This window comes from Jatrophihabitans sp. (assembly GCF_036389215.1).
Classification (GTDB): Bacteria; Actinomycetota; Actinomycetes; order Mycobacteriales; family Jatrophihabitantaceae; genus Jatrophihabitans_A.
Genome location: NZ_DASVQG010000265.1, coordinates 1 through 10,509, shown reverse-complemented (window position 1 = coordinate 10,509; position 10,509 = coordinate 1). Strand labels below are relative to the sequence as shown.

Genomic DNA, 10,509 nt, shown 5'->3' with positions numbered 1-10,509 from the left:
CGCTGCTCGGGCTGCCCCAGACGCCTTCCATTCTCGGGCCGCTGGCCAACTGCCACTGGACCGAGCTCCGCGACAGCGGCGACGGCTGGACGCTGCGGGCCCACAACGCCGGGCCGCCCGGACCGGTCATCCCGTCGCTGGCGCCGGAGGGGGACCACTCCGACGCCGATGCCTGAGCCCACCGGTGGTGAGACGGTCAGCGCCGGTGAGACGCTCAGCCCCGGCGAGACGCTCAACCCCGGTGAGACGGCGGCCTGCGAGATCCTGCTGCTCACCGACTCGCTGGCCTTTCACGGCCCCGGGATGGGCGAGCTGACCACCGAACCGAAGCTGTGGCCGAACGTGCTCGCGGCTGCCCTGAGCACCCCGGGGCGGCCATGCCGGGCCACCATCTTCGGCCGCCGCGGCTGGACCGCCCGCGACGCCTGGTTTGCCCTCACCCGCGATCCGTACGTGTACTCGGTGCTGCTCCCGCGCGCCGACATCGTGGTGCTGGCCGTCGGTGGGATGGACTACCTGCCCACCATCCTGCCGTCGCACCTGCGTGAGGGGATCCGGCTGCTTCGCCCACGACCGCTGCGCACTGCCGCCACGGCGCTGTTCCGGCGCGCCCAGCCGCTGGGCTCGGTGCTGCTCGGCGGCCGGTGGCGCACCCTTCCCCAGCCGCTCACCAACCACTACCTCAGCCGGTGCGTCGCCGGTATCCACTACTTCCACCCCCACATCCAGGTCCTCGGCGTGGTGCCGCCGCCGCACGACGCCCCCGGCTACGGCCGGGTCCGCGCCGGTCACCAGCCGGCGATCCGGGCCGCGCTGGACTGGGGGCGGCAGGCCGGGGTCGACCTGCTGCGCCTGGACGAGTGGGTTCGGCCGTATCTCGGCACGCCCGGCATGAACGTCGACGGGATCCACTGGGGCTGGGACTGCCACCGGGCGGTCGGGGAGCAGGCGGCGGCCCGGCTGCGAGCCATCGGGCCGGCGAAAGCCGGTGGGCCCGCCGGGTAGTATCGCAGCATGGGCATGCAGCTGTTTCTTATCGAGCCGCGCTGAGGTCAGCTACCGACCCAGTGCGGCTCGAGCCTCTGCCCTTTCCGCAGGGGCTCTTCGTCTGTCCGGGGCCGGAAAGCCGGCCAACGACGCATCACGATCGGGAGAGTCCCCACCATGACCGCGAGCACCGCGCAGCCCAGCGACACCGCCGAATCGAACAGCGCGCAGCCGGACACCGCGCAGCCGGACACCGCGCAGCCTGACACTGATGCCCCGCCGTTCCGCTACACCGCGGCCCTGGCCAACCAGCTGGAGTCCCACTGGCAGCAGGAGTGGTTCAGCCGCGGCACCTTCAATGCCCCCAACCCCAGCGGTGAGCTGAGCGAGGGCTTCGACCGGGTCGCGGGCAAGCCACACATGTTCGTGATGGACATGTTCCCCTACCCGTCCGGCGCGGGGCTGCATGTCGGGCACCCGCTGGGCTACATCGGCACCGACGTCTACGCCCGCTACCTGCGGATGCGCGGCGAGAACGTCCTGCACACGATGGGTTTCGACGCCTTCGGCCTGCCCGCCGAGCAGTACGCGCTGCAGACCGGCCAGCATCCGGCGACCACCACCTACAAGAACATCGAGACCTTCAAGCGCCAGCTGCGCGGGCTGGGGCTGGGCCATGACCAGCGCCGGGTGGTGGCCACCACGGACCCGGAGTTCTACCGCTGGACACAGTGGATCTTCCTGCAGATCTTCAACTCCTTCTACGACCACCAGGCCGACGGCGGCACCGGCCGGGCCCGTCCGGTCAGCGAGCTGATCGCCGAGCTGGATGCCGGAACGCGGCAGCCGGAGGAGGGCACCAACGACTTCGGCAAGCCCTGGTCCGAACTGGACGCCCGCCAGCGCCGGAGCGTGATCGACCGGCACCGGCTGGCCTACGTCGCCAACCTGCCGGTCAACTGGTGCCCGGGCCTGGGCACCGTGCTGGCGAACGAGGAGGTGACCGCGGACGGGCGCTCCGAGCGCGGCAACTTCCCGGTGTTCCGCAAGCCGCTGGCGCAGTGGATGCTGCGGATCACCGCCTACGCCGACCGGCTGCTGGCCGACCTGGACCACATCGACTGGCCCGAGAAGGTCCGCACGATGCAGAAGAACTGGATCGGGCGCTCGGTCGGTGCGCACATCTCGTTCGGCACGCCGGCCGGTGAGCTGACCGTGTTCACCACCCGTCCGGACACCCTGTTCGGGGCGACCTACCTGGTGCTGGCGCCGGAACACCCGCTGGTCAACGACCTGATCCCGGCCCAGTGGCCGGCCGGCACCGCGCCGGAGTGGACCGGCGGCCACGCCACGCCGGCCGGGGCGGTCGCCGCCTATCAGGCCGCGGCCGCCGCCAAGACCGACCTGGATCGTCAAGCAGACCGCCAGGGCGCCGACGCCAAGGTCAAGACAGGCGTGTTCACCGGGACGTTCTCGACCAACCCCGTCACCGGCGCCGATCTGCCGATCTTCATCGCCGACTACGTCCTGATGGGCTATGGCACCGGGGCGATCATGGCGGTGCCCGGCCAGGACGAACGCGACTGGGACTTCGCCGAGTCCTATGGACTGCCCATCGTGCGCACCGTGCGGCCCAGCGAGGGCTTCGAGGACTCCGGCGGCAAGGCGTTCACCGGCAACGGTCCGGCGATCAACTCGGCCAACGACCAGCTGGACCTGAACGGGATGGACGTCGCCGAGGCGAAGGCCGCGATGATCGACTACCTGGAGCGAGCCGGCACCGGGCGTGGCGCGACCACCTACCGGCTGCGTGACTGGCTGTTCAGCCGGCAGCGCTACTGGGGCGAGCCGTTCCCGATCGTCTACGACGAGAACGACCAACCCGTGGCGCTGCCCGATCAGCTGCTGCCGCTGCTGCTGCCCGAGACCAACGACTTCACCCCGAAGTCCTACCCGCCCGAGGACGCCGACTCCGACCCCGAGCCGCCGCTGGGCCGGCTGACCGACTGGGTCACCGTCGAGCTGGACCTGGGGGAGGGTCTGAAGACGTACCGGCGCGAGACCAACACCATGCCCAACTGGGCCGGTTCCTGCTGGTACGAGCTGCGCTACCTGGATCCCGTCAACCCGGCGGCGCTGGTGGACCCGGCGATCGAGCGGTACTGGATGGGGCCCTCGCCCGAGCGGCCGCTGGGTGGCGTCGACCTGTACGTCGGCGGTGTCGAGCACGCCGTCCTGCACCTGCTGTACGCGCGGTTCTGGCACAAGGTGCTGTTCGACCTGGGCCACGTCTCCAGCCGCGAGCCGTTCCACCGGCTGGTCAACCAGGGCATGCTGCAGCTGCCTGCCTACACCAACGCCAACGGCTTCTACGTCGAGGCGGCCGAGGTGACCGAGCGGGACGGCGAGTTCTTCCATTCCGGCGAGCCGGTCACCCGGGAGTTCGGCAAGATCGGCAAGAGCCTGAAGAACGTGGTGACACCGGACGAGTTCGTGGCCGGGTACGGCACCGACACCTTCCGGCTGTTCGAGATGTTCTCCGGCCCGCTGGATCAGTCCAGGCCGTGGGACGCCAAGGCCATCGTCGGGCCGTACCGGCTGCTGCAGCGGATCTGGCGGGTGGTGCTGGACGAGCGGACCGGCCAGCCGCACGTGGCTGACGTCGAGGTGCCGCTGGAGCTGAACCGGCTGCTGCACCGGACCATCGCCGCCGTCCGGGACGGCTATGAGACGCTGCGGTTCAACACCTCGATCGCCCGGATCACCGAGCTGAACAACGCCGTCACGCAGGCCTACCCGGACGGCGGCACGCCGCGGGTGGTGGCTGAGGCGCTGGCCTTGATGCTGGCGCCGCTGGCCCCGCACGCCGCCGAGGAGCTGTGGGCCAGGCTGGGGCACCAGCAGTCACTGGCCTGGCACCCATTTCCCGAGGTCGACGAGGCGATGCTGGTCGAGGAGACCATCGAGGTGCCGGTGCAGGTCAACGGCAAGGTCCGCTCGGTCGTCTCGGTCCCCGCCGACGCCGATCCGGCGGCGATGGAGGCCGCCGCCCGGGCCGATGAGAAGGTCGTCGCGGCGTTGCAGGGCCGGCCCGCCAAGCGGGTGATCACGGTTGCGGGCCGGTTGATCAACTTCGTCGTCTAACGTTCGGCAGATGGCAGCTCAGCAGCGGGTCGCGGTGGTTACCGATTCGACCTCCTACCTGCCGGTCGGGCTTGCCGAGGAACTCGACGTGCGGGTGGTGCCGCTGCAGGTGCAACTGGGCGGCCGGACCGGGCTGGAGGGTCAGGACGTCACCCCGGCCGATGTCTGCGCCGCGCTGCGGGTCCGGACGGCGGTCACCACGTCGCGCCCGACGCCGGCCGATTTCGTGGAGGTCTACCGGGCCGTGCTGGACGCCGGGGCCAGCACGGCGGTCTCGGTGCACCTGTCCGCGGAGCTGTCGGGAACCTGCGACTCGGCGCGGCTGGCGGCGACCGAGTTCGAGCCCGGGCTGATCCAGGTGATCGACTCCCGGTCGACGGCGATGGCACTGGGCTTCGCGGTGCTGGCCGCGGCTCGGGCGGCCGCTGCCGGAGCCGGGGCGCAGGACGTGGAACGGGCCGCCCGCACCGCCCTGGACCGGACCTCGGCCTTGTTCTACGTCGACTCGCTGGAATGGCTGCATCGGGGTGGCCGGATCGGGTCGGCCGCGGCCCGGTTCGGCACCGCGCTGGCGGTCAAGCCGCTGCTGCACCTGTCCGGCGGGCGGATCATGCCGCTGGAGAAGGTGCGGACGGCGTCCAAGGCGATCGCCCGGCTGGTCGAGCTGACGGTGCAGAGGGCAGGCTCGGAGCCGGTGGACATCGCGGTGCAGCACCTGGCCGCGCCGGAGCGGGCGGCCGAGGTCGCCGGCCTGCTCAAAGAGGCGCTGCCTCAGCTGGGCCAGCTGTACGAGTCCGAGGTCGGTGCGGTGATCGGCGCGCACGTCGGGCCGGGGCTGCTCGGCGTGGTGGTGACCCGTCGCTGAACGCAGCCAGTCGGCGGTGTCAGGCAGGTTGATGAATGTCGACCAGGCTCTCCAGACCCATCAGGTCTTTGGCATTGCGCGTCCATAGGGTGGCGTGCTGGCTCACAGCGGTAGCGGCGATAAGCAAGTCCGCGACGCGGGCTCGCGGCTGCCGTCCTGCTAGCGAAACTGCCGCCGCGAGGCGACCGTATTCCCGCGCAACGGCATCGTCCACCGGATGCGCGTCGAAGGTCTTCTCTATCAGGGCTAATCGGCGCAGCCGTTCAGCTCGGACGTCTGGGGTGCGCGCCCGTAACACCCCGAGATGAAGTTCGGCCAACGACATCATGCTGATCCCGATTTCGGCATCGATGAAGCCGAGATCTGGTCCGAGCAGCACGCTGGTGTCCAGCACGACCTTCATCGGGTGAAGGGGTCACGCAGAGTTCCATCAAGCGCGTCGCGGTCCTCGGCCCAGTCAGGGTCCGCCGGTCCGCTGAAGATGGCGGCGATGTCGGCCCCTGAGCGCCATCTGTTGCGACGCACCGGATTCAGTTCGGCCACCTCCCGGCCACTGACCGTGACGATGATCGTTTCACCGGCCTCGGCCTTTCGGACGAGTTCGCTTGCTTGCTGACGCAGTTCCCGCAACCCTATTGTCACCATGCGCCTAGCGTAACACATGTGCTACATGACTTACGGCTGTCAGGCCCTCGGGCAGTGGCCGGTCCCGATCGGGAACCGGGAGTTGAACGTGTAGTTGCCACCGCGCCCGGTGTGCAGGGTGACGTACAGGCCGTCCTGGGAGATGCAGGCCTGCTTGTCCTGACTCTCCATGCCCAGCCAGCGGTACCACCTCAACCGCACCCGGATAGCGCTGTTGGGCGGCACCGCCACCACGATCGCGTCCGGCTGCTGGCTGACCACCCGGGCCGGCGGGTCGACCAGGGAGGCGAAGCCGAGCACCTCGTACAGCGTCCAGTGCGCGTTGCGCCAGATCGGGCGCAGGTAGGGCAGGTTCGTCGAGATCAGCGCCAGCTCGTTCTTGCCGAACTGGGTCAGCTCGGCGTCGGGCACGGCGACGTACTGCACCGCGTTGTCGGTGAGGAACGCGCGGTAGGACGCCACGGTGGGCTTCTGCTTGTAGAACACCGCGTCGTTGAGCCGGACGTCGGTCTGGCGCAGCCAGCCGCGGGCCAGCGGAACGCCACGGGCGAGATAGACCGAGTCCCAGTGCCCGGCCATCTCGGGCACCTCGACCCGTCCGGTCAGCGGGCCGCGGGACCGGATGCCCTCGATCAGGGCGTTGTAGTAGGCGCTGTACCCGCTGGCCCGGCCGGTGCTGGCCACCGTCGCCGGGTTGATCGGCAACTGCAGCGCCAGGATGGCCAGCAGCGCCAGCGCGGTGAGCGTCCGGGTCCGCCAGTGCACGAACGAGGCGGCCACCGGCAGCGCGAACAGCACGCCCAGCCTGGTGGCGTTCGAGCCGACCGGGGTGGGCAGCACGAACGCGGCGACCAGCAGCACCATCCCGATCCCGGCACCGAGCCGGATCGGGTGGCAGCGCCGGGGCACCGTGGCCAGCACGATCGCCAGCGCGGTCAGGGACTTCAGGCAGTCCCAGAACGTGAACGGCTGGTGCCCGCCGTCGCCGAAGATCACCGAGGTGACCGCCATCGCCAGTCCCGACGGCACGATCAGCACCGCCGCGGCCAGCGGCCGGCGCATCAGCAGCGCCACCCCGCCGGCCACCCCCAGCAGCAGGCCGGCCACCGGGCTGGCACCGCCGCAGAGCAGGCTGAACAGCACCGCCAGCGGCACCGCCAGCCAGCGTGGCACCCGGGTGGTGGTGAACAGGGTGACCGCGATCAGCCCGCAGGCCAGCCCGCAGGCGAAGGTGATCCGGCCCTCGACCACGTTGGCGACCTGGGTCACGGCCGCGGCCAGCCCGCCCAGGATCGGCCGGGACGGCCTGAGCCGGTGCAGCAGCCTGGTGGTGTACCAGGTGCCGATCACGGCTGCCAGCGCGCCGGTGACCTTGGTGCCCAGGTGTGCCATCAGCGCCGAGGCCCACAGGGTGTAGCCGTACTCCACGGTGCCGCCGAACCACCGGAAGTCGATGATCGAGACCGGGTACCTGCTGGCGAAGTCGGCCCGGGCCAGCTGGGCGGCCAGGTCGGTGTTCATCGGCGGCAGCAGCAGGAAGCCCCAGGCCAGCAGGCTGGCGAACGCGGTGGCGATCAGGGCGGGACGGTAGCCGGAGTTCCAGAGCCGCCTGGCGAAGCTGACCGGCCGCCACGACGGGCTGGCGGCAGCGGCCGTGCTGGCGGCGGGTGGGGACTTCACGGGCACAGTGGGCAGTCTCCCACCCGCCCCCATGAACTTTTCGCCGCGCACGCGCGAGGGGCGCAAACCTGTGGTGCCCGGTTCCCTCACAGCCGATCCGGAGCTAGCCGGGAGTCCATGATCGGCCGAGCCGGCCCCGCCCGGGGGTGTAGGCGACCCAGCCGCCGGCAGGCCCGGCCGGCCCGGCGAGCGAGGGATGTGCCATGCCGTACCCGGCGGTGGCGCCCAGGTCGGAGGATTCCCCGTTCGGCTGGCCGCCGACGCCGAGGAGGCTGCGGGTGACCTGCTGGCTGGTGTCGAGCAGGTCACCGACCGCGCGGCGCAGCTGGTCGCCGGTCACCGACGTCAGCGGTGAGGCGTCCCGCAGCGATTCCAGCACGGCCCGGCGGACCAGCTCCTTGAGGAAGGACGCGGTGACGCCGGCGGTGCTCTCGAGCACGTCCTCGACGTCGGCATCGCTCCACTGCGCCGGCACGCCCGTGCTGTACAGGGCCAGCAGCTGGCGTCGCGCCTGGAGGTCGGGCAGCTCGATCTCGACCGCGACATCGACCCGGCCGGGCCGAGCGGCCAGCGCCGGTTCCAGCAGGTCGGCCCGGTTCGTGGTCAGCAGGAACAGCAGGTCCGCGTCGGCGTCGGCGCCGTCCATCGCGTCCAGCAGGTCGAACAGCACGGGGCTGGAGCCGGGGCCGAAGGAGCGGTCCTCGGCGACCAGGTCCACGTCCTCCAACACCACCACGGCCGGCGCCAGCTCGCGCGCGAGCTCGGCGACCGAGCCGACCGCGTGCAGGGACCGGCCGGTCAGCAGCAGCCGGGTGTAGCCCGCCATCCGGGCCACGACGTAGCGGGTGGTGTGGGTCTTGCCGGTGCCTGGCGGCCCGTAGAGCAGCAGGCCCCGTTTGAGGTGCTGCCCGGCTGCCAGCAGCTGCGCGCGATGCTCGGCGATGCCGAAGGCATGCCGTTCGACCCGGGCCAGCACCGCCTCGGGCAGCACGACGGCCTCCCGCGGCGTCGCCGGCAGCTCGGCGAAGCTCAGCACGATGCCGCCCATGTTGCTCATGCCCACGTCCAGGACGTGCCCCCGGTACACGTTGAGCCGCGACCTCAGCCCGTCCAGCTCGGCATGCACGGCCTGCGCTGCCCTGGTCGGCAGGCCGGCGATCTCGACGGTCAAGCCTTGGTGGTGTTCCAGTGGGGCGGCGATCAGCACGACGTACCGCCCGGCGGGGTCGTGGACCAGCAGCAACGCCAGCTTCAGGCAGGCCAGGGTGGAGGACGGCCCGTTCGGCAGGTCGACCAGCTCCGGCGCGGCCAGCCGCAACGGCGGCAGCGCCTCGCCGCCGATCAGCTGCTGCAACGAGACCGGACCCCAGTGCGGCGGCAGCACGATGCCGTGCACCGCCACCGTGCGCCCCTCGGCGTGGGACCACGCGTCCAGCGCGGTCTGAAGGTTCACATGCTCGAACGGCGGCAGGTCGCGCGACACCACCGACTGGCCTGCCCCGTCGGCGCCCAGCCAGCCGCTGGCCAGCGCGACGACCTCGTTGCCGGCTCCGGCACCGGCCGCGGCGGAATGCACCCAGTCCAGGAAGGACCGGAACGCCGCGCCGAAGGCACGCGCCTCCGCTTCGCTGGATGCTTCCGCCACGGCTATCCCCCATCAGTCGTCCGGCTTACCTATGCCGCCGCACCACCTGGCACGCTTCGGTGCGAAGCGCCGGAACCCGGTGACGGGCTCGGCCTATCGCGGCTCCTTCCGGAGCTTGCCACTGTCGGCCGCCGGCCGCCTCATCTCCCGCGCGATCCGTGGTCATCCACAGCCGTGGATGGTTGCCCACAGCTGTCGCCGGAGCCGGTTCCCGGCTGGGTTGACTGCCTAGCGTCGTCGGAGTGGAACGGGGCTTCGAGCGGGGCGGTATTGCGGCCAGGCTGGCTGGGCTGGTGGGCCGGCTGCTGGGCAGCCCTGCCTCGGCGCAGCTGGGCGTCGTGGACGCTGCCTCGCCGGCCCGGCTGTCCGGTGCCCGGGTCAATCCCGGTCGCCGCGGACTCCTCGCGATGGCGGTGGTCACCGCCATGACGGTGCTGGTGGCAGGCGGCTGGGTGCTGGCGGCGAGGCCGCACCCGATGCTGGCCAGCGCGACTCCGGAAGCCTTGCCGGCCGGCAGTGCTGAGCCGTCGCTGGCCCCGGGTGGCTCGCTGAAGTCACCCGGAGCCGGGCCGACCGGCTCGACGAGGCCCGGCACCGCGACGGCCGGTGCGGCTTCGACGCTGCTGGTCGTCGATGTGGCGGGCAGGGTTCGCCGGCCCGGCCTGTACCGGTTGCCGCCCGGGGCCAGGGTCGATGACGCGGTGCGCGCGGCCGGTGGCCTGCTCAGCGGGGTGGACCCGGTGGCGGTGAACCTGGCCCGCAAGCTGGTCGACGGGGAGCAGCTGCTGATCGGTGCCGCCGCCGCGGCCGGCGGTTCGGGGGCGAGCGTGGAGGCGAGCGGTCCGGGCCCGGCGGCCGGCGCGACCGGCCCGCTGGATCTGAATACGGCCACCCTCGCCCAACTCGATGCCCTGCCCGGAGTCGGACCGGTGCTGGCCCAGCACATCCTGGACTGGCGTACCGGGCATGGTCGCTTCGACTCCGTCGACCAGTTGAACGGCGTCTCCGGGATCGGGGACAGCAAGTTCGCCGACCTCAAGCCGCTGGTGACCGTCGGATGAGCGAGCATCGCAGCGGAGCGAGGAGCGGAGCGAATCCAGCGATGAGCGCTCGCGCGAAGAGCCGATGACAGGGATGAGCGAGCCGGTGGACCTCCGGTTGGGCGTCGGTGCCCTGGCCGGGTGGGTGGCGGTGCTCTGGGGCCTCGGGCGCAGCGCCGGCGTGGTCGCCGTTGCTGCTGGCGTCCTTGTGCTGGCCACGGGCCTGCTGGCACTTCCGGCTCGGCGCCGGCCGGTGCTGTTCATCGGGGCGTTCGCTGCCTGCTGCGCCGCGGCCCTGCTCGCTCCGCTGGCCGTCCGGCTGCACCACGCCCGCGACGGTGAGCTGTCCAGGCTGGCCCGGGCCGGTGCCGAGGTCACCGCCGAACTTCGGGTGCGTGGCGATCCGCGGCCGCTGGGTTCCGGGGGCGCGGCCGGCTCGCCGCGCACGGCCGTGGACGCCGAACTGCGGGCACTGCTGGTCGGCGGCCGGTGGACGAGGCTGT

The 10,509-nt window shown here is 71.6% G+C and carries 8 protein-coding genes and 1 pseudogene; 5 read left to right on the top strand and 4 right to left on the bottom strand.

Annotated elements, in window-relative coordinates; genetic code table 11:
• Positions 1–168: 168 nt before the first annotated feature.
• The 3 genes from VF542_RS15040 to VF542_RS15030 all read left to right on the top strand — a co-directional run bounded on the left by VF542_RS15040 (position 169) and on the right by VF542_RS15030 (position 4,996).
• The gene (locus tag VF542_RS15040; protein WP_408652515.1) at positions 169–1,005 is read left to right on the top strand and encodes an SGNH/GDSL hydrolase family protein; all 837 of its coding nucleotides are present in this window, start codon (positions 169–171) and stop codon (positions 1,003–1,005) included.
• A gap of 159 nt (positions 1,006–1,164) precedes the next feature.
• On the top strand, positions 1,165–4,131 hold the full coding sequence (leuS, locus tag VF542_RS15035) for a leucine--tRNA ligase (RefSeq protein WP_408652514.1): 2,967 nt from the start codon (positions 1,165–1,167) through the stop codon (positions 4,129–4,131).
• Between the two features lie 10 nt (positions 4,132–4,141).
• Positions 4,142–4,996 carry a DegV family protein gene (locus tag VF542_RS15030; protein WP_408652513.1) on the top strand — a complete coding sequence of 285 codons (855 nt, stop codon included), beginning with the start codon at positions 4,142–4,144 and terminating at the stop codon, positions 4,994–4,996.
• A 19-nt stretch (positions 4,997–5,015) separates the two neighbouring features.
• On the opposite strand, the gene VF542_RS15025 is transcribed toward VF542_RS15030, so the two are convergent.
• The 4 genes from VF542_RS15025 to VF542_RS15010 form a co-directional block, all read right to left on the bottom strand.
• Positions 5,016–5,399 carry a PIN domain-containing protein gene (locus tag VF542_RS15025; protein WP_408652512.1) on the bottom strand — a complete coding sequence of 128 codons (384 nt, stop codon included), beginning with the start codon at positions 5,397–5,399 and terminating at the stop codon, positions 5,016–5,018.
• Positions 5,396–5,641, bottom strand: a complete 246-nt coding sequence (locus VF542_RS15020; RefSeq protein WP_408652511.1) for a type II toxin-antitoxin system Phd/YefM family antitoxin — start codon at positions 5,639–5,641, stop codon at positions 5,396–5,398. The genes VF542_RS15025 and VF542_RS15020 overlap by 4 nt, the downstream gene beginning before the upstream one ends.
• A gap of 39 nt (positions 5,642–5,680) precedes the next feature.
• Positions 5,681–7,327, bottom strand: coding sequence for a hypothetical protein (locus VF542_RS15015; protein ID WP_408652510.1), 1,647 nt, complete (start codon positions 7,325–7,327; stop codon positions 5,681–5,683).
• A 97-nt stretch (positions 7,328–7,424) separates the two neighbouring features.
• The gene (locus VF542_RS15010) at positions 7,425–8,966 is read right to left on the bottom strand and encodes an AAA family ATPase (RefSeq protein ID WP_408652509.1); all 1,542 of its coding nucleotides are present in this window, start codon (positions 8,964–8,966) and stop codon (positions 7,425–7,427) included.
• 242 nt (positions 8,967–9,208) lie between these two features.
• On the opposite strand from VF542_RS15010, the gene VF542_RS15005 reads away from it, so the two are divergent.
• Both VF542_RS15005 and VF542_RS15000 read left to right on the top strand, forming a co-directional pair.
• Positions 9,209–10,027 (top strand): helix-hairpin-helix domain-containing protein, encoded by an 819-nt coding sequence (locus VF542_RS15005; protein WP_408652508.1) that lies wholly within the window; start codon positions 9,209–9,211, stop codon positions 10,025–10,027.
• A gap of 64 nt (positions 10,028–10,091) precedes the next feature.
• Positions 10,092–10,509, top strand: a pseudogene (locus VF542_RS15000) (MBL fold metallo-hydrolase); the annotation flags it as partial.

Excerpts from the sequence above, each read along its gene's own strand:
- VF542_RS15040 (WP_408652515.1), top strand. The coding sequence starts at position 169 with ATGCCTGAGCCCACCGGTGGTGAGACGGTCAGCGCCGGTGAGACGCTC.
- leuS (WP_408652514.1), top strand. The coding sequence starts at position 1,165 with ATGACCGCGAGCACCGCGCAGCCCAGCGACACCGCCGAATCGAACAGC.
- VF542_RS15030 (WP_408652513.1), top strand. The coding sequence starts at position 4,142 with ATGGCAGCTCAGCAGCGGGTCGCGGTGGTTACCGATTCGACCTCCTAC.
- VF542_RS15025 (WP_408652512.1), bottom strand. The coding sequence starts at position 5,399 with ATGAAGGTCGTGCTGGACACCAGCGTGCTGCTCGGACCAGATCTCGGC.
- VF542_RS15020 (WP_408652511.1), bottom strand. The coding sequence starts at position 5,641 with ATGGTGACAATAGGGTTGCGGGAACTGCGTCAGCAAGCAAGCGAACTC.